The sequence below is a fragment of the Aeribacillus sp. FSL K6-2848 genome (assembly GCF_038004325.1).
GTDB classification, from domain to species: Bacteria; Bacillota; Bacilli; order Bacillales; family Aeribacillaceae; genus Aeribacillus; species Aeribacillus composti.
Map to the genome: position 1 here is coordinate 885,995 of NZ_JBBOQQ010000001.1, position 18,541 is coordinate 904,535.

Annotated in this window: 25 protein-coding genes and 1 CRISPR repeat array; of the genes, 21 read left to right on the top strand and 4 right to left on the bottom strand. The window is 40.3% G+C overall.

Going from position 1 to position 18,541, the window contains the following annotated elements; genetic code table 11:
- From cas5b to cas6, 6 genes are all read left to right on the top strand, one after another.
- A complete protein-coding gene (gene cas5b / locus NSS70_RS04320) occupies window positions 1-735 on the top strand; it encodes a type I-B CRISPR-associated protein Cas5b (RefSeq protein ID WP_339198925.1) in 735 nt (244 codons plus the stop codon).
- 45 nt (window positions 736-780) lie between these two features.
- Window positions 781-3,264 carry a CRISPR-associated helicase Cas3' gene (gene cas3 / locus NSS70_RS04325; protein WP_340880983.1) on the top strand — a complete coding sequence of 828 codons (2,484 nt, stop codon included), beginning with the start codon at window positions 781-783 and terminating at the stop codon, window positions 3,262-3,264.
- Complete coding sequence (cas4, locus tag NSS70_RS04330; protein WP_339198929.1) at window positions 3,252-3,764, top strand: CRISPR-associated protein Cas4; 513 nt, start codon at window positions 3,252-3,254, stop codon at window positions 3,762-3,764. The genes cas3 and cas4 overlap by 13 nt, the downstream gene beginning before the upstream one ends.
- Window positions 3,764-4,771 carry a type I-B CRISPR-associated endonuclease Cas1b gene (gene cas1b / locus NSS70_RS04335; protein ID WP_339198931.1) on the top strand — a complete coding sequence of 336 codons (1,008 nt, stop codon included), beginning with the start codon at window positions 3,764-3,766 and terminating at the stop codon, window positions 4,769-4,771. Before cas4 ends, cas1b begins: the two co-directional genes overlap by 1 nt.
- Before the next feature lie 8 nt (window positions 4,772-4,779).
- Window positions 4,780-4,983 carry a CRISPR-associated endonuclease Cas2 gene (gene cas2, locus NSS70_RS04340; RefSeq protein ID WP_340880984.1) on the top strand — a complete coding sequence of 68 codons (204 nt, stop codon included), beginning with the start codon at window positions 4,780-4,782 and terminating at the stop codon, window positions 4,981-4,983.
- Window positions 4,984-5,052: 69 nt separating this feature from the next.
- Window positions 5,053-5,799 (top strand): CRISPR-associated endoribonuclease Cas6, encoded by a 747-nt coding sequence (gene cas6 / locus NSS70_RS04345; RefSeq protein ID WP_339198934.1) that lies wholly within the window; start codon window positions 5,053-5,055, stop codon window positions 5,797-5,799.
- Between the two features lie 199 nt (window positions 5,800-5,998).
- Window positions 5,999-7,887: direct repeats of the CRISPR family, unit length 30 nt; unit sequence GTTTTTATCTTAACTATGAGGGATTGAAAC.
- 98 nt (window positions 7,888-7,985) lie between these two features.
- On the opposite strand, the gene NSS70_RS04350 is transcribed toward cas6, so the two are convergent.
- The 3 genes from NSS70_RS04350 to NSS70_RS04360 all read right to left on the bottom strand — a co-directional run bounded on the left by NSS70_RS04350 (window position 7,986) and on the right by NSS70_RS04360 (window position 10,101).
- Entirely contained in the window at window positions 7,986-9,209 is a 1,224-nt protein-coding gene (locus NSS70_RS04350; RefSeq protein WP_340880985.1) for a tyrosine-type recombinase/integrase, read from the bottom strand.
- Window positions 9,210-9,285: 76 nt separating this feature from the next.
- Window positions 9,286-9,747, bottom strand: coding sequence for an ImmA/IrrE family metallo-endopeptidase (locus NSS70_RS04355; protein WP_340880986.1), 462 nt, complete (start codon window positions 9,745-9,747; stop codon window positions 9,286-9,288).
- A gap of 9 nt (window positions 9,748-9,756) precedes the next feature.
- Window positions 9,757-10,101 (bottom strand): helix-turn-helix domain-containing protein, encoded by a 345-nt coding sequence (locus NSS70_RS04360; protein ID WP_144597896.1) that lies wholly within the window; start codon window positions 10,099-10,101, stop codon window positions 9,757-9,759.
- Between the two features lie 182 nt (window positions 10,102-10,283).
- Here NSS70_RS04360 and NSS70_RS04365 point away from each other — a divergent pair, with 182 nt between their 5' ends.
- From NSS70_RS04365 to NSS70_RS04385, 5 genes are read left to right on the top strand one after another with little or no spacing between them, the layout of a single operon-like run.
- Window positions 10,284-10,541, top strand: coding sequence for a helix-turn-helix transcriptional regulator (locus NSS70_RS04365; protein ID WP_340880987.1), 258 nt, complete (start codon window positions 10,284-10,286; stop codon window positions 10,539-10,541).
- Window positions 10,538-11,161 carry a BRO-N domain-containing protein gene (locus NSS70_RS04370; protein ID WP_311066912.1) on the top strand — a complete coding sequence of 208 codons (624 nt, stop codon included), beginning with the start codon at window positions 10,538-10,540 and terminating at the stop codon, window positions 11,159-11,161. The genes NSS70_RS04365 and NSS70_RS04370 overlap by 4 nt, the downstream gene beginning before the upstream one ends.
- Before the next feature lie 15 nt (window positions 11,162-11,176).
- A complete protein-coding gene (locus tag NSS70_RS04375) occupies window positions 11,177-11,482 on the top strand; it encodes a helix-turn-helix domain-containing protein (protein ID WP_340880988.1) in 306 nt (101 codons plus the stop codon).
- 6 nt (window positions 11,483-11,488) lie between these two features.
- Window positions 11,489-11,944, top strand: a complete 456-nt coding sequence (locus NSS70_RS04380) for a hypothetical protein (RefSeq protein WP_340880989.1) — start codon at window positions 11,489-11,491, stop codon at window positions 11,942-11,944.
- A gap of 43 nt (window positions 11,945-11,987) precedes the next feature.
- Window positions 11,988-12,263 carry a hypothetical protein gene (locus NSS70_RS04385; protein WP_340880990.1) on the top strand — a complete coding sequence of 92 codons (276 nt, stop codon included), beginning with the start codon at window positions 11,988-11,990 and terminating at the stop codon, window positions 12,261-12,263.
- On the opposite strand, the gene NSS70_RS04390 is transcribed toward NSS70_RS04385, so the two are convergent.
- The gene (locus NSS70_RS04390) at window positions 12,257-13,060 is read right to left on the bottom strand and encodes a TIGR02391 family protein (RefSeq protein ID WP_340880991.1); all 804 of its coding nucleotides are present in this window, start codon (window positions 13,058-13,060) and stop codon (window positions 12,257-12,259) included. The genes NSS70_RS04385 and NSS70_RS04390 overlap by 7 nt on opposite strands.
- Window positions 13,061-13,134: 74 nt before the next feature.
- On the opposite strand from NSS70_RS04390, the gene NSS70_RS04395 reads away from it, so the two are divergent.
- The 10 genes from NSS70_RS04395 (at window position 13,135) to NSS70_RS04440 (ending at window position 18,532) form a co-directional block, all read left to right on the top strand.
- Window positions 13,135-13,899, top strand: a complete 765-nt coding sequence (locus tag NSS70_RS04395) for a phage antirepressor KilAC domain-containing protein (RefSeq protein WP_340880992.1) — start codon at window positions 13,135-13,137, stop codon at window positions 13,897-13,899.
- Window positions 13,900-14,162: 263 nt separating this feature from the next.
- Entirely contained in the window at window positions 14,163-14,327 is a 165-nt protein-coding gene (locus NSS70_RS04400; protein ID WP_340880993.1) for a hypothetical protein, read from the top strand.
- 190 nt (window positions 14,328-14,517) lie between these two features.
- Window positions 14,518-14,790 (top strand): DNA-entry nuclease, encoded by a 273-nt coding sequence (locus tag NSS70_RS04405; RefSeq protein ID WP_340880994.1) that lies wholly within the window; start codon window positions 14,518-14,520, stop codon window positions 14,788-14,790.
- A gap of 207 nt (window positions 14,791-14,997) precedes the next feature.
- Complete coding sequence (locus tag NSS70_RS04410; RefSeq protein ID WP_340880995.1) at window positions 14,998-15,762, top strand: DnaD domain protein; 765 nt, start codon at window positions 14,998-15,000, stop codon at window positions 15,760-15,762.
- Window positions 15,763-16,026: a replicative helicase loader/inhibitor gene (locus tag NSS70_RS04415; RefSeq protein WP_340880996.1), complete on the top strand. Its 264-nt coding sequence runs from the start codon at window positions 15,763-15,765 to the stop codon at window positions 16,024-16,026. It begins immediately after the preceding gene.
- Entirely contained in the window at window positions 16,023-17,276 is a 1,254-nt protein-coding gene (locus NSS70_RS04420) for a replicative DNA helicase (RefSeq protein WP_340880997.1), read from the top strand. The genes NSS70_RS04415 and NSS70_RS04420 overlap by 4 nt, the downstream gene beginning before the upstream one ends.
- Window positions 17,251-17,706: a hypothetical protein gene (locus NSS70_RS04425; protein WP_340880998.1), complete on the top strand. Its 456-nt coding sequence runs from the start codon at window positions 17,251-17,253 to the stop codon at window positions 17,704-17,706. The genes NSS70_RS04420 and NSS70_RS04425 overlap by 26 nt, the downstream gene beginning before the upstream one ends.
- Window positions 17,681-17,881 carry a Fur-regulated basic protein FbpA gene (locus tag NSS70_RS04430; protein WP_340880999.1) on the top strand — a complete coding sequence of 67 codons (201 nt, stop codon included), beginning with the start codon at window positions 17,681-17,683 and terminating at the stop codon, window positions 17,879-17,881. Before NSS70_RS04425 ends, NSS70_RS04430 begins: the two co-directional genes overlap by 26 nt.
- 19 nt (window positions 17,882-17,900) lie before the next feature.
- Window positions 17,901-18,092, top strand: a complete 192-nt coding sequence (locus NSS70_RS04435) for a hypothetical protein (RefSeq protein ID WP_340881000.1) — start codon at window positions 17,901-17,903, stop codon at window positions 18,090-18,092.
- On the top strand, window positions 18,092-18,532 hold the full coding sequence (locus tag NSS70_RS04440) for a RusA family crossover junction endodeoxyribonuclease (RefSeq protein ID WP_340882474.1): 441 nt from the start codon (window positions 18,092-18,094) through the stop codon (window positions 18,530-18,532). The genes NSS70_RS04435 and NSS70_RS04440 overlap by 1 nt, the downstream gene beginning before the upstream one ends.
- The last annotated feature ends 9 nt before the right edge of the window (window positions 18,533-18,541 follow it).

An 18,541-nucleotide genomic window follows, 5' to 3' on the forward strand; every position in this document is an offset into this window, starting at 1 on the left:
ATGAAGATACTTATTTTTGACCTTATCGGGAAGATGGGACATTTCCGAAAAATCGATACGAACTCATCTTCGCTTTCGTACTCTTTTCCGCCGCGAACAACGATTGTTGGCATACTCGCTGGTATTTTAGGAATGGAGCGCGACAGTTATTATGAAGTGTTTTCACCGAATCAATGCCAAATTGCGCTATCTGTTCGCACGCCGATTCGCAAAGTGATGCAAACAGTCAATTATATGTTTGTGAAGTCAAAAGCCCATTTAAACAATAGTGGAGGACATACGCAAATTCCCCTTGAGTTAGTACTTCCCGGGGGAGAAGAAGCCAATGTGCGGTACCGCATTTATTTTTCCCACTCTGACCGATCTATCTATGAAAGCGTGAGGGGAAGAATCCAATCAAGCCGATATGTTTATCCGCCGTATTTAGGGCTTTCTGAATTACTTGGGCAGTTAAACTGGGTTGCCGAAGCAGAGGGAACGGTAATGGAAAGTCGTGATGCGGTGCCGATCCATTCTGTTGTGCGAATTCCTAATTTGCGTGAGCGATCGATCCAATTTTCAAAGGAAACTCGCTTTTTAAAAGAATTTATGACACGCCAGTTTACAAATGAGCGGATGATTCAAGAAACAGACTATTACTTATTTGAACGAGCGCGGCAATTAGTGGCTATTCCGGCTGTACCGTATGTATCCGTTGCTTATGGGGGAGAAAAAGAAAACATTTTATGGATGTAAGGCAGCGGTGACCTCATCGCTGCTTTATTTCTAGGGGTGAAGCATATGTATTTGTCTCATAATAATCCAGAGAAAAAATTGACTGTACATTTAAAGGAAGTATACGAATATTTGCAAGATATGCTTAAGCATGTGCCGTTGTCTAAGGGAGATCGGGCGACGCTTGAATATATAGGAAAAATTGTTGCGGTGTCACACGATTTCGGTAAATATTTATCATACTTTCAGGATTATTTGCAAACAGGTGAAGCAAGGGGAGATTTACATCATCATTCCTTTATTTCTGCCGTGTTTACCGCTCATCTTTTGCGCCATCCGGTGAACTTAAATGCTTCTTGGTTTGAATTTGCCCCGCTATTAGGCTACTTCGTCGTTATGCACCATCATGGGAATTTGCGCGATATTTCTTTAGATGTAACAAAATCGCGCCATATTGCAGAAAATACCGTGCAAGATTCATTATATTACCGAGTCATTACATTAAAACAGCAAATCGATGATATAAAGAACCATGCTTCTGCGATTGTGGAAGATTTATCTCCTTTATGGGATGAACTGTCCATTCCATTGTCTCTTTCAGAAGAACTGCACAGCTTCCTTCAAAATTATGAAAAAGCGTTCGACGAGGTATACCGCCAATATTATTTGATCGATAAACGAAGAAAACAAGAATTGACGAGGAAACTTTATTATTATGTGCTATTGCTATATTCTGTGCTTATTGATGCGGATAAATTATCGGCGGCTAACATCGAACGGAAACCGCGTGTTCACATTCCAGCTCATCTTGTCGACCAGTACCGCGAAGCGAATTTTGATGTGAACGTGACAGAGGGGACGAACGGGTGGCGCAATCGGATGTACAACGTAGTGATGGAACGAATAGAGGGGCTTTTTAAAACAAAACCAGAACAGCGATTGTTCACATTAACGGCGCCGACTGGAGCGGGAAAAACGCTGCTGTCGCTTTCGGTTGCTTTAAAATGGCGCGAGCAAGCAGAAAGGCAGTATGGCTATACCCCAAAAATTATTTACGCTCTGCCGTTTACAAGCGTTATCGATCAAAATGAAAAAGTAGTCCGTGATTTGTTAAGCCAGTTGGATGATTTTCATGCAAATGAGCAGCGGTATTTAGTTAAGCATCACCACTTATCTGCGTTTCAATACAAAACTGAAAACGAGGAACTGCCTCTCCGCAAAGCATTGTTGCTGACGGAAAGCTGGGAGGCAGAGCTGATTGTCACGACATTTGTGCAATTGTTTTATACACTGATTGGCTATGAAAACCGCGCGTTAAAAAAATTCCATCAAATTGCCGGAAGCATTATCATTCTCGACGAAATTCAAAACGTGCCGATGGAATATTGGCCTTTGTTGCGTTCCGTGTTGTACAAAATGGCAGAATTGTTTTCCTGCAAAATTTTGTTGTTAACAGCAACGCAGCCGCTTATTTTCCCCGAAGGTGAAACGGTTGAACTTTTGGAATCGGAAATGGTAAAGCCAATTGACTTTTTTAAAGAAATGGAACGGGTCGAGCTTCATTGGCTAGGAGGGGATAAAGGCGCATACAGTCCCGCAGAATGGATGGAACTGTTTCAAAACCGTTTTGAAGATGGAAAAACTTATTTGGCGATTTTTAACACAATTAAAACATCGATTGAAATTTATGAAGGGATAAAAGAATGGCTAAAAGAACGCAGTTATGACGTAATCTACCTTTCTACAAATATTGTGCCTTGTGAGCGGAAATGCTGCATTGAACAAATAAGACAGCTTTTAAAAGAGAAGAAGAAAGTTGTTGTTATTTCAACGCAAGTTGTCGAAGCAGGAGTCGATGTTGATTTTGACGTGGTGTATCGCGACTTAGGACCTATTGATTCCATTGTCCAAGCGGCGGGACGCTGCAATCGTAACGGAAAGTTACATGGACTTGGTAAGGTGTATATAACGCCAATTGAGCGAGATGGAAAGTTAGAATCACAATATGTGTATAAGGGTGTTCATACAAATATAGCGAAGGAAGTGCTACCGAAAACACCGGTATCTGAGCATCAATTTTTTGATATCATTATGCAATATTTTACTGAAATGCGCGGCAAAAAATCGTTCGATGCTTCCGATGGGATTATAAGTGCGATGGAAGAACTAAAATTTGATGCAAAAGATAAGTCGGGAAGCAAAAATAAGCCCAAATATGTATCGGAATTTCAATTGATTGAAAACGCGCATCAAGCAGTGGATGTGTTTGTCGAAGTAGATGATCAAGCGATGGACATTTGGCAGCAATATATTCAGCAGGTGATTGAGGAGAAAGACTTAGAAACTCGGTTTGAAAACTATTTGCGTTTGAAAAAAGACGTGCGCCAATATGTCATTTCCGCTCCGATTAAACTTGTAAAGAATCTGGATCGGGATTTATACGAAAAAACGAAAATGATTCATTTATCCAACGATATACTAAACCAATATTACAACAGCGAATATGGACTGATTCGCTCAAGCGAGATGGTGAATGCATGGACTATGTAATGGATGTAAATGGAACACATATTTGGTACTACTTCATCTGCAAGCGCGAGGTTTGGCTGATTACACATCAGATCGCCGCCGACCAAGAGGATGATAACCTCGAAATTGGCCGTTTTATCTCGGAAACAAGCTATCAGCGTCAGAAGAAAGAAATGCTGATCGGCAATATTAAAGTGGACCGCATTCGCCGCGAAGGGGATACGCTTGTTGTCGGTGAAGTAAAAAAATCATCCACATACGAAAAAAGTGCCTATTACCAATTATTGTTTTATCTTGACACATTGCGAAAAATGGGAATTGAGGCAAAAGGGGAGCTTTTATTTCCAAAAGAAAAGAAAGTAACGAAAGTGGAATGGACAGAAGAAGGAAAACGGGTATTGGAAGAGGCGATAGCTGAAATTCGCCGCATCGCCCGTTTGCCTGTACCGCCAGAGCCAAAGAAAATAGGATTTTGCCGAAGCTGTGCCTATCGTGAATATTGTTTTGCGGAGGAATCATGATGAAAAAGACGCTCTATATTTTTCAAAGCGGCGAACTAAGTCGCGAAGACAACAGTATTTGTTTTGAGACAACTGAGCGTAAACGGAAGCTTCCTGTTGAAGATATCAATGATATTTATATTTTTGGAGAAGTGAATGCAACGAAGAAGTTTTTAGAACTGATGGCACAAAAAAATATCTGCATTCACTATTTTAATCATTACGGCTATTACACGGGAACGTTTTATCCGCGCGAGCATTTAAATGCGGGTCACGTCATTTTAAAACAGGCCGAAGCGTATTTGAATCCAGAAAAACGTCTTGCTTTAGCGCGAAAATTCATTGAAGGTTCGATCGGGCAAATGATACAAGTGCTGAAATATTATCAAAACCGTGTTAAAACCAATAACGAGAAGTTTAAGGAGATGATTTTGGATTTCCAATCAAGCCGGGCGAAACTGGAACAATGGACAAGCGTCGAGGAAATGATGTCAACAGAAGGGCATGTACGCGAGAAATATTACAGCATGTTTGATGATATTTTAAATCATAACCGAGACTTTTTGTTTGAAAAGCGCTCGAAGCGGCCGCCGCTCAATCGTTTAAACGCAATGATTAGTTTCGGGAATCAGATTTGCTATACAACGGTGCTAAGTGAAATCTACAAAACGTATTTAGACCCGCGTATCGGGTTTTTGCACGCGACTAATTTTAGAAGATTTTCTTTAAACCTAGATGTTGCGGAAATTTTTAAACCGATTATGGTCGATCGCCTCATTTTTACTCTTGTAAATAAAAAGATGATTACGAAAAAAGATTTTGACAAACATATGGAAGGAATTTTGTTATCGGAGGAGGGGCGGAGAAAATTTATCGAGGAATTGGACAAGCGCATGAAAACAACAGTCAATCACAGGCATCTTGGTAAGTCTGTCTCATACCGTCGTCTCATTCGTCTCGAGCTTTATAAAATTCAAAAGCATCTTCTCGGCGAAAAAGAATATGAGCCGTATCGCTCGTTATGGTAGGTGTTGCTATGTTTGTGATACTAGTCTATGATTTTGATAAAAAACGTGTCGCGAAAGCGTTAAAGATCGCAAGGAAATATTTATATTGGGTGCAAAACTCGGTGTTGGAAGGGGAAATTTCCGAAGCAAACTATGTAAAGTTAAAAATGGAGCTGGCGAACATCATGGATCCCGATACAGATTCTGTAGTGTTTTATACGTTTCGCACGTAAAAATATTCGAAGCGGGAAGAGATGGGATTACGCAAAGGTGGAGAAGACAACATTTTATAGGAGGAACAGATGAGGCTTACGATTCGATTTAGACCAAAAAATGGAACCCTTATATTACCTATCAACTATGAAGAAGTGTTGCAAGGATTTTTATACCGCTCCATTCAAGATTTTGACCTTGCGGATTTTTTGCATAACGTTGGATATAAGAAGGAAAAGCGGCGGTTTAAAATGTTTACATTTAGCCGTTTGTATGGAACATACCGCATTCATCGTCATGAGAAAAAAATCGAGTTTTTTGACCAAGTAACATGGTATGTTTCTTCTATGTTAGATTCGCTTATTGTGGATTTAGCGAGAAACTATTTATTGAAAGAACAATTCATGTTAAACGGACAGCCGATTCATATCGAGGAGACAGTGGTAAAACCATTAAAGATCGCGGAAAAACATACTTATCAAATTCGTATGCTATCGCCACTTACGGTTTATAGCACTTATGAAAACCGATACGGTGAAAAGCGAACGCATTTTTTCTCGCCGTTTGATCTTGTTTTTTCAGATATGGTAGAGAAAAATTTTTGCAATAAGTTTCAAGCCTATTTTCAAGAACAGCCAACAGAGAGAGTAACTATTAAGCCGATAAAAGTAACGGAAAAAGATAAAGTTGTTACAGTGTTTAAAGAGTTTCGTATCAATGCATGGAATGGAACTTACGAAATTCAAGCTCCGCCTTCTTATTTGAAATTTATGTATGACGTCGGCATCGGGGCCAAAAATTCACAAGGATTCGGTATGTTTGAAATCATAGAATAGTTTTCTTTCTTTGTCGTCGATCCTCAATAGCGCACTAATCCCAGGGGATCGACGACACTTCATTTTTCAGAGTAACGATATAAAAAATACAGAAAATACAAGGAAAACAAAGAATTGATAAAATTGACTGTTTACGCTAAAATGAAAATAACAAAATTTCCATTATTATCAAAACCTTGCACCATCAATGATTTTTGGGGTTTTTATCTTAACTATGAGGGATTGAAACCAAAAAAACGCCGAGATCTCTCCCGGCAATGTGGGCGTTTTTATCTTAACTATGAGGGATTGAAACTACTGACTGTCCATAAAATAAACAGGAATTTGATCCGTTTTTATCTTAACTATGAGGGATTGAAACTATAGAAAAGAAAACATGGTAGATTCGTTCAAAACGGTTTTTATCTTAACTATGAGGGATTGAAACCACCAAAAAAGTAGCAGAACAAGGCGCAATACATCGTTTTTATCTTAACTATGAGGGATTGAAACTGAAATTCTTGTCAAATGATTAAAATAAGTTCTGTTTTGTTTTTATCTTAACTATGAGGGATTGAAACTTGAGGAAATGAATTTCTTTGTTTCGTTTAATTCCTTCGTTTTTATCTTAACTATGAGGGATTGAAACTTGGTCCGGAGCGTGAGGATGGAACACGCCTAGAGGGTTTTTATCTTAACTATGAGGGATTGAAACACGATTTCCGTTTCGGCTCCTCCTAGAAGGCCACCTGTTTTTATCTTAACTATGAGGGATTGAAACGAAATGGTTTCTAACAGCTTGTCAATTTTTGTTGGGTTTTTATCTTAACTATGAGGGATTGAAACACCCAAGCATATTGCCACTTTTTGCGGCGCTCTTCTAGTTTTTATCTTAACTATGAGGGATTGAAACAATCAAAAATAGGAGCATTTTTTCGATTTCTCACTTGTTTTTATCTTAACTATGAGGGATTGAAACTTGGTGCTTCTGTTATATCTTCTGTTTGTTCAGTAGTTTTTATCTTAACTATGAGGGATTGAAACTGGAAATGGGTAGATGATTTCAACGGAAATAAAAAAGTTTTTATCTTAACTATGAGGGATTGAAACAAAAGTAAATGTTCAACACGATGTAACCCTAATAAGTTTTTATCTTAACTATGAGGGATTGAAACTTTTTCTGTTTCTTTCCAAATGATCATTGATGCACCTGTTTTTATCTTAACTATGAGGGATTGAAACAACTCTGTATCTTTAACGCGAACCGTATCCCCTAAACGGTTTTTATCTTAACTATGAGGGATTGAAACACGGTTTGCCTACGATATATACGTCGAATTTACCGAGTTTTTATCTTAACTATGAGGGATTGAAACTTTCAGATATTGAAGGTCAACAATTCATCATTCAAGGCGTTTTTATCTTAACTATGAGGGATTGAAACAAGCCGATATATGCCAATTGTTTCACCCCGCTTTTTGGGTTTTTATCTTAACTATGAGGGATTGAAACCTATTCGAATAGGGCGTGGTGGAGGTGGTTCTAACGTTTTTATCTTAACTATGAGGGATTGAAACCACAGATGCGCAAAAGGCGTCGGCACTTGCTGCAATTGTTTTTATCTTAACTATGAGGGATTGAAACTGGTGGGATGAAAATGAATATGAATTCGATATTTCAGTTTTTATCTTAACTATGAGGGATTGAAACTGGGTAACGTCATAATGACGTACCACATCATTAATGTTTTTATCTTAACTATGAGGGATTGAAACACAGACCATGAATACAAAATGCTTTTGGAAGTGTATGCGTTTTTATCTTAACTATGAGGGTTTGAAACAGGTTGAACGGTTTGTATAAGTGGTGTGCGATGTATAGTTTTTATCTTAACTATGAGGGATTGAAACATAATTCTTTGAATTCCTTTTGGTACTCTTGAAACGTTTTTATCTTAACTATGAGGGATTGAAACGAGCCTACATGACCACTCATTTGACTCAAATCTTCGTTTTTATCTTAACTATGAGGAATTGAAACATTCGCTCCGATATATACATGTGTTCCAACTCACCTAAAGTTTTTATCTTAACTATGAGGAGTAGTAACATTGTGATATAATGTTACTGAAAACCTTGATATATCAGGGGTTTAAAAAGGTAGTTGCCGTCCCTTTTTCGAAGTTGGGGACGAATTGGGGACGGTTTCTATATATTTGATTTCGGGCGGCGTTGGAACCGGTCAAACTCCTGTGCTGCCCGTTCTTCCATGCTCTTGGTCACGTGGCTGTACGTGGACAAGAGCGTTTTTTCGTTTGCATGTCCAAGTCGTTCTGCTACTGCACGCGCAGTCAGACCTTGCTCGAGCAAAAAAGTAGCGGAGGTATGGCGCAGGGCATGTAATTTGATGTGCCGAAATCCATTTTTCTTTAAAAATTCTCTCCACCAGCGTGTAACATAGTTGGGGTGATAGGGTAGACCGTCTCCTTTATGGAAAAGAAATTGTCTTCCTTCCGGAGCTTTCCACTTTGATCCTGCTGCCCAACGTTGGCGTTTCCACTCTTTTGTAGCGTACTCTTTCAATTCTTCCATATACCAGGCAGGCATTTTGACTTTTCGGACGGATGAACGGGTTTTGGGAGCCTTGATGAGGTATTCCCGATCAATTTTCATTGGGATGTTTTCATCAATCAATATACTGTTGTCCCCAAAATCGCAGTCGGAAATCTCAACTGCGACAATCTCTCCGCGTCGGAATCCGCCCAAAAACGTCCCCAAGATCAGGAGCCACCAGACGGTAGGTTGCTGGTATAGCGCATCGATGATCTCCATGATTTCGGGTTCATCGTACACCTCGATCTTCGTTTCCGGCTTCTTCGGCCAGCGTACTCCGTCACATGGATTCTGGGCAATGAATTTCCACTCTACCGCAATGTTCAAAACATTGCGCAAAACTTTCAAAATGTCTCGCTGTGTACCATTTCCTAGTGTACCTGGCTTTCCGTCTTTCCTCGCCTCAGGTGTTTTCAGGTACGCTAGAAAATCAACAACGTGCATGGTCTGTATGTCGTCTAATCGCATATGACCGAAACTCGGTATAATGTGTGTGGCAAGGTGCTGGTCATACACGACGAGTGTGGAAGGGGCCAGGTTGTCCGGATCGGATGCGAATTTCGGCCGCCAATGCTTGTCTACAAATTCTTTGAAAGTTGTTTTTTCCGGTTTGATGTAGGTGCTGGACAACACCTCCCGCTTGAAAATGGCCAGTTGATCTTCCAGGTAATCCCTAAGTTTCTTCTTTGTTCGTAACAGTGCCGGATCTTCCACGGTAATCGTCTTGCTTGGGCGATTGCGTGTGCCGTCCGGATTGTATCCAAGATCGATCCGCAGCCGCCACGAATTTTTACCTCTTTTTTCGATGCTTCCTTTCATGTCAACTCTCCTTCCATGAGAATGTATGTTCGGTTTTATATATGTGAACAGCCTTGCGGCTGGAATTTGCCGAAAATCAATCGAACAATTCCATTACACCTAAAGGTTCAAAACAAATAGTGTAATTTTCAATTGAAAAGTATAAACCGTACTTTTCTTTATAACGTTTTATGGCAGCGACAAGAAAGTCCTCTGTAATGCCTAAATATTCAGCTAATTCATATCGGTTACGGACTCCACTTTTGTGGGCTTGTACAATTTTTTGTAATGGAACAAGACGTTCATATGCCCAAGTGCGAGCCCGAAGCTCTTGTTTGCGATTCGATATTTTAGACTGATCCAAAATGTTGCCAGAGGATGTGTGGTAGTGTCCTAATTCTTCAGCCAGGATGCAGGCTTTTTCGTCATTAGTAGGGATATTCTTGTTTATCCAAATCACTTTATCGGAATACAACCCCTTGATAGTCGGTGTCATCGGCTTTTCGTAAGTGTCTATACCATGCTGTTGTGCCTCCCGCAGCAAATTTTCGTACGTCATATATGTTCATCACTCCTGGCGTTTTCTTTTGGACCTTATAAATTCTTTAAAGCGTTCAATTTCCTCTAATTCTTCTTCGGTCCAATCCTCATCACCGTCGTGGTGAGCAGCTATTGTGGTTATATTATTGTTTTCATCCTTAATCCCTACTAAATAATCTGCAGATACATTGAAATAGTCGGCAAGAATTCTTATGTTTTCCATTTTCGGATCAGCAGTATCATTTTCATATCGAGAAATCATACTCTTGCTAATGTTTGTTTTGTAAATTTTATTTAATTCTGTCACTAATTCTCCAATGCTTAAATTTTTACTCTTTCTTAGCTTTTTAATTTTCTCTCCGAAAGTGCTCATCTTCTATTCACATCCTAAAAAAATATTCCTTCTACGGGAATATTTTATAATACATGTTCCATAAACGCAACATTTTTAATAAAAATAATACCGAAAAAGGAACAAATTTTATTGACACAGAAAATAAAAAGGAGTATATTTAAATTGTTCCTAAAACGGAACGATAAAGGAGGTGATATTGAATGACGAGGAAAAGGCAACCTTACAATAAGATAAAAGCATTTCTAGTAGAGAATGGAATAAAACATAAAGATGTAGCTGAATTACTTGATATGACACCAAACACAATTAGTAAGAAATTAAATGGATTCGGTGGCGATTTCACTTTAAGTGAAGTCAAACGACTTCATAATGGGTTTAGAGTTCCAATCGAATATTTTTTTGAACCAAACGTTCCTAAAAAGGAACAAAAAACTTCATGGAAGGAGGTGCGGACATGACATCTTTAAAAACCGAAATCTGGAACGGTCGCCAAATTCGGTTTGTAGAAAAGGACCCTGGCGATTGGTGGGCGGTCGCTAAAGATGTCGCTGGTGCTTTGGGTTACCGAATGGCTTCTGACATGACACGGCTTATGGATAATGAGGAAAAGGATACGCACATTGTGCGTACCCCTGGAGGAAATCAAGAAATGATCGTTATTTCTGAAACAGGAATCTATGAAGCAATATTCAACAGCCGGCGTCAGGAAGCAAAGGCGTTCAAAAAGTGGGTCAAACAGGTAATCAAACAACTCCGCCAGTCTACCGGCCTTGAAGGCTTCCAAATATTCCGCATGCTCGACAAAGAGCACCAAAAAGAAGCTATGCGCAAGCTCAAAGAATCTTTGGAGAAACCGGTCAGAGTGGATTTCATCAAAGCCAACACCATTGCTAATAAAGCCGTGTCCTCCATGTATGGATACCCGAAGATAATTAAGAAAAATGACATGACGCCAGACATGCTTGTTAAGCGGCAGCAAGTACTTGAAGACACAGTAAAACTGATGGCTTTGGTGAAAAAGTTCGGCCTTGAGCTGTCTGTTAGTAAAACAATCTATAACAAATACATGATCAGCTGATAAGGAGGATAAATCATGACCGCTGAAAAAGCGTTCGCTGCCATCATTGCTGACCTGAAAGAACAGCTCAAAACTGAGCTGCTCCAAGAGTTGCGAGCGGAGATGAATCTTTCACCCGATCGCACACTCACATTTTCAGAAGCATGCGAGTACCTGCACATGTCTGAATACACCTTGCGCCGTTTGTGCCGAGAAAAACGCATCCCACATCGGGTACACGGTGCGGACGGCAGCAAGAACCCCCGGTATTTTTTCAGCAGCAGCAGGCTCGATCAGTGGATCCGTGAACAGGAAGAAAAGAATTATGTGGAAGGGAGGTAACCGAAAATGCTCAACGATCACATCAAGCGTACAACTCGTGAAATCGATGCATTTCTTGAAAACTATACGATCGGCATACTCATTGTCGACGGCGACAGCGTATCACTCGAAGCGAAAAGCGGCGAAATCCTGCTAGATGAAACATATGTCATTGAAGTGTTTGCGGGTGGAAAATATCACCCGATCACATATGACCAAGCGCGCAATACCATGTCTCGAGACGGCTGGCCACTTTATGCTGGACTGGAAGCAAGGGTGAAAAAAGGGGGAGGAGGTGAACAAATGAAAAACATGCCTAGCGCGTATGATTTTGAAAAATTGACAGAAGCGATCGCATTTTACACACGTAAAGTTGCTGAAGTTACAAAAAATCGCGACCGCGACATGCACAATGAGGTAATGCGATTCAAAAAAGAACTGCATGAACGCATTGATCGGGAGTATGATCCAGCTGCCCTTTAGGGCTTCTTTTGGAAGAAAAGCGGACAAGTGGGAGGTGGAGTGAATGACAAAACAAAAAGAAGCCGTCGCAACAACGACAGCTTCTCTAGTGCATCAGAATAAGTTTTACATCGTCTCTTTAAAATACAAACACCTTAACTATTATCTAACAGACCCTAAAATGACCATTTCATTGGACAAAGGAAGTGCAATGCTTTTTGTTGATAAAGAATTGGCTACGGACTACGCATCGAAAGTGGAATATGCCTATACAAAATTCATGAACAGTAAGGCTTTAGGATATGTGGAATGTCATGAGCATTTATTTTCGATTCAATAATTTGTTCTAACAGATTCATCTAACTTGCGATGAACATAAGACACCATTGTTAAAATGTCTAAAGCATCTTTTTCTTCAATTGTCCATTTTAATTTTGCTTCGTGAGCATGTGGATTTCTAACCATTTTAACTAATCCAATGATAAGTGATCTAAAACCCATTAACTCATTTTGTTCGCTGGATGTTTGAAATTTATTGAAACTCAGCATCGGCCTTTTTTCGTCGAAAACCTTTATCACAAGTGGAACACCGTCTTCTTCGAGACCAGTCATTTCTCGAAGACGATCAAGAATACTTTTGACCGCTTCGAAAACTGCGTGGAAATAGTTTTTCTGAAAATATTCTGCTTCACAAAACTTTAATACGTTTGAGTGTATAGTGCGTTGAATAAGCTTTTGTCTCAGTTCACTTGCACGTCGATGTGCTTCATCTAAAGTTTCGGCTTTTCTAGTTCTGACCACTTTTCCAGAAGGATTTATCTCCAAACCGTTAAGCAAGAGGACGGCATTTAACCTAGTTCTCATGTCGTTGAACAGATTAGGATCGTCAATAAATCTCGCTGGGTCCATCGAAATTTGAATAAATTGAATGACGGGATATGGACTATCTTGTTTGCGTTGGATATGACTTAACCAATAATCAATCCGTTTCCATTTCGTCCAGGTTTGATACGGATCTTGAATACCTATTTGAGCTAATAATCTTGTTATTTCAGAGCCGGTAAAACCTTTTGAAGTGTCACCAATAATTTTGGCTATTGCTTCAATTTGGCTATCTGTAAATTTTGGAATGCTCATAAGTAATAACACTCCTTTCCATCGTCTTTATTCGACAGGAAAGAGGAAAATCCTACAAAAAGAGAGGGGAAACGATGAGTAATATTCAGGTTTTCAACCATCAGATTTTCGGTGAGCTACCAGTAATGATTGTTGATGGTGTTGAGTGGTTTGGAGCAACTGAAGCTGCTTCCGCATTATCATTTTCTAGACCGCATGATGCAATTAAAAATCACGTAGAAGAAGAGGACTCCGCGGTCCACGTAGTCCTTACAAACGGAGGTAAACAAAACAAAAAATTCATAAATGAATCTGGACTCTATAGCTTAATTTTTGGTGCAGCTAAACAAGGTAACAATCCGGAAATAAAAGAAAAGGCAAAACGCTTTAAACGCTGGGTAACCGCAGAAGTGTTACCAACAATCCGCAGAACCGGCGGCTATGTATCCAATGAAGATCTGTTTATTCGAACATACTTACCTTTTGCAGACGACCAAACAAAGATGATGTTCCGTGGTGTTCTGGAAACGGTACGCCGACAAAATGAACAAATCGCGGCGATGAAACCGAAAGTAGATTACTTTGATGCCTTGATTGATCGGAATCTTTTGACTAATTTCCGAGACACGGCGAAAGAACTGAAAGTCAAGGAACGGTTCTTTATCAACTGGCTACTCCAAAACAAATTTGTTTATCGGGATCAGAAAGGGAAACTCAAACCTTATGCGCCATACGTGCCAGAATTATTTGAATTGAAGGAGTTTGCTAGAAACGGAAAAGCGGACGTTCAAACGTTGATTACACCGAAAGGGAGAGAGACATTCCGGCTACTGTTGCAAAAGGAGGGAGCTGCATCGTGAACGTCCTTCCTGAAGACATGAAGCTAGCCACTAAATTGTATGAATGTTGTTATTCGTGTTTGGAACGAGCTCGGATGGAATTAAAACGAGACAACCTTGAAGAAGCTGAACGGCTGGGTAGATGAATTCAAACGCTGCAAACGTGACTTGGACGAGCTCATCAAACTGAAAAAGGATCATGATCAACTTGTACAGATTGCTCAGATGATGTGGGATCTTGGAATTGATGTTGATCTAACTATTGTTGAGAGGAGGAGTTACAAATGATTGTCTGTTTCACTGCCAGCCGTCTGATGAAAGTTTCTGAGATTCGTAGACTTTGTCAAGAAATGAGAGAGAATCCAACTCTCCTTATGGCAACTGAGTTGAAAGCAAAAGAGGAAGTGTACAAGCTGTTGCGACAACAAGAAAAAACGGCCAGTGCCTAGCACTAGCCATCTAAATACCCATCATACCACAACCAATTCTACCATATTTCCTCTCCCTTTCACAAGACGGGCCTAGTGCCTGTCGTTAAAGGTGAGAGCGTTGCGCTAGTTTTCTCCCCCTGACTATCAACGTTCTTGCCTTTAGCGATGTGCACTAGCACATCAGTATGTGAGGAAAGGGGTAACAAGTATGGCACAAATTTGCGGAAAGAAGGATGATCTCTCCGTTGAGTACGATAATTTTGGTCGAATGAAATATCATCCAAGCTTTCATGAAAATCATGGGGAACCATTCACAGAATCGGATCTTGAATATATTTGTAAATTTTACGAATTTGATGGTCCGGAACTAATCTCACTGGCTTTGGGGAGAACAGAAAAAACAATTATGACGAAGGTCTATGAGCTTAGAAAGCAAGGACTCTACGATTATTACAAAAACTTGAACAAGTATTGGATTTAAATAAAAAGCCTCGCTGCCGGGAACAGTGAGACAGCTAAAAAGATGAATCTTTAAAAAATGCAGCTGCAATCACCATTATAGCATCATGTACATGTAGATGTTATGGAGTAAATATGGAAGGTAAATCACCATCGGACATTTTATCCATTTTTGAAACAGCTTCTTTCCATAATTCCGATTAGTTGAATTAAATAAGGGAGTGAACAAATGGGAGTCATCCGCGTTCACAAAAACAGCAACTATGTCGTGATGAGTAAAGTTGGTTTACACGATGATCGGTTGAGCTGGAAAGCAAAAGGGTTGCTTGCCTACATGCTTTCCATGCCGGATGATTGGACGTTTTACAACGAAGAACTGATCAAACACTCTCCAGACGGCAGTTCAACATTCAAAGCAGCTATGAAGGAACTTCGAGAGTATGGATATGTGGTAAGGGAAAAATTACAAGACGAAAAAGGAAGGTTTGTTGGTTGGGAAACGATTGTCTATGAGCATCCAGTCGTAATTGACGAAGATAACCGACGGGTTGAAAACCGACCGTCGGTAAACCGTCAGTCGGTGAACCGACAGTCGGAAAATGACCAACTACTAAATAATAAAGAACTAAATAATAACTTACTAAATAATAAAGAAATAATGGATGATGATATGGAAAAGCCTAACCCTGTTACTGAATATGAAAAAGCTTTTGGTCATTTTCCACCTCACACATTAATTAGCGAGTTTAATGAATGGATTGAAAAAAGTCAATTTGTGGAGCCAGAAGAAATTATTTGTGAAGTTATAAAAAGAGCTAGAGAGCAAATACCTAGAAATCCAGCAAAATACGTTTCTAAAATCCTTAAAGATTTGCATTATCTCGGTTTATTTACTTTGGATTCGGTTAGGGAATATAACGAGAAGTTCGATCAGCAAACAAAACACAAAATTGGAAAAGCAAAAGTATCTGAAATCGATTGGGAGGCGTTATAGATGACACGGGAGCAGCTGAAAACAGTGTTTAAAATCCTCGCAAACGTCTATCCAAATTTTGAAGTGTCATCAGAAAAACTCGACATCTGGCATGAGTTTTTACTGGACCAAGATTATGAAGCTGTCATGGAACGTGTGAAGGTTCATGTGAAAGAGAAGAAATTTGTCCCAACCATTGCAGACTTACGGGAGCAAAAAGAACAAACCCCGCCTTACTACGGCGAGTTTGTGTATGACATCAACGCTGGGGAAGATTGGACATGATTGCAGAAAAAGCGCTGCTAGGGACGTTTCTAAGGCACAACTACTTGCTAAAGGACACAACACTAAAACCGGAACAATTTGAAGAGACTCGTCATCAAAAGCTTTTCAAAACCATGCTGCAGCTCACAAGGAAAGGTAAGCCCGTGGATGTTGTCACCTTATCGACGGCTCCCGAACTAGATCAACTTGGCGGCATTTCATATATCAATGAACTTGCTTCCTTTGCCGATGCCGAAAAAATCGAGGAATACGAGGAACTTGTATTAGAAGCTTGGAAAGAACGGGAGAAAAACAATATCCTAACGCGGGCCATTCAGGAAGGATGGGAAATCGGCAAAGTCATCACATCGTTGGATGCTATCAATGAATCAAAGATGGACGATCATGCATCTATCACCGATATCCTTGCAGATATGTATGAAGCCCCTTGGCGACCGGAAGAAAAGAAACGAGGGGTGCCGACAGGACTTGCTCAACTCGATAGAATGACGTTCGGATTTCAGGACGGAGAAGTGACCGTGATCGCGGCTCGGCCTTCAATGGGAAAAACGGATGTCATGATTCACCTAGCAAAACAAGCTGGCTGGCAAGGGTATTTGCCGATTGTGTTTTCGCTTGAAATGCCAAGCCGTAGCATTACAGACAGATTGATCGCTTCAACCGGCAGATTCAATCGAATGAAAATGCGGAACCTTTACAAAGGGCTAACGGATGAACAGAAAAAACTATGGCCGACCATCATTGGCAGAGTGGCGGACACCAACATTCAGATTTTTGACGGTGCTGGCCAAACCATCATGGAAATGAGAGCGAAAACGAGGAAAATGATTCATAGGTTTCCAGAAAAGAAGCCTGTGATATTCATAGACTATTTGACTTTGATACGGCCAACGAACTTTTACGGAGGCAGCGCACATTTGCAGGTAACTGAAATATCAAAAAGTCTCAAAGCGATGGCGAAAGAATTTAACTGCCCGGTTATCACACTGGCGCAGCTGAACCGTTCGGTTGAGCAACGATCGGACAAGCGTCCGGTGATGTCCGATATTCGCGAATCGGGAAGCGTGGAACAAGACGCAGACCTCATCTTTTTCCTGTACCGTGAAAAGTATTACAACAAAGAGACGGACGACGACACGCTAGAGCTTATCATCGCTAAAAACCGAAACGGCCCGGTTGGAACCGTTCGTGTCAAATACAACGAACACACAGGAGAGATTATCGATGACTACGGTCAGAGAGCTGTATGAGGAGAGCATCAGATATGAAGAAAAGACACTAGCCCACTACATACTGCACTTGCTTCAGGAAGGGAAAGTGTCACTCGAGGATGATGCCGACAAGATCGACTTTTTGCAAGCCGATCATGAAAAAGTTGCACAGATGATCCAGCAAAACCAACTGGGATTAAGCGATATAAAGTTTTTTTCTCTCAAGTATGATGAAAAGATTTTCGCTTTCGTATTTGCCGCAAGTCAGGAAGAAGCGATTGAGTTTTTCCAGAAGAAATTTAAGCGAAAACCGAAAAACTGTCACGAATACCCGTTAGATTTTCCGATGGCACGAGGACAAGAATTTCTAACGTTTCGAGATATGAGGAAAGAGCATAAAAACTTTCCGGCAATAGCAGGGATTTATGAAAGGAGTGAACTTTATGGCAGTTCTCAAAGAAGCCGTTGAGAAACAAAAATTAGTTCAAGAGCGCAAGGAATATCTTATCAATTTTCTCATCGACCATGAGGTTTACGAGGCAAAAGATGGCCGGCAGTTATATGAGCTTTCATATGTCGAACTAGAGCAGATGTATATCGAAGTGAGATGCCGAATCGGAAGGGAGATGTCCAAAAATGAATAAAAGATGGAGGGATAACCACATGAAAAAGATTTTTGCATTACTTGCTTTGTTTAGTGTTGCAGCATTAGCAGGTTGTGAGGAGACAAAAATTTATTATGAAGGCGAACTTCGTCCAGTTAGTGAGGTTGAAGAAATCATTGCTGACCAGCTTGAAGTTGAGAATCCAGATTTGGATTTAGAAGTAGGCATTTTTGAAGAGAGTGATGATTGATGATTAAATTCACAGTTTACGGCGAACCTGTTGCCCAGGGACGACCTCGAGCAACCGCAATTAATGGCCATATCCGAATGTATGACCCGAAAAAATCGAGCGATTTCAAGGATTACGTTAGATTAGTAGCTTCTGAACATCGTCCAGAAAAATTACTCGAGGGGCCTATATCCCTTGTGGTTAGGGTGTACAAGCCTACTTTAAAGAGTTTCAGCAAAAAGAAGAAAGCCGCAGCAGAAGCTGGCCAACTGCGACCAACAAGCAAGCCGGACGTGGATAACTACGTCAAAGGCGTAAAAGATGCTTTAAAAAACGTCATTTGGAAAGACGACAGCCAAGTGGTAGACTTGCATGTTTCAAAGTTTTATAGCCAAAAGCCTAGGGTTGAAATCACTGTTAAACCTTTAGAGGAAAAACAAGACCAATTATCCATTAATTAATCGGGAGGG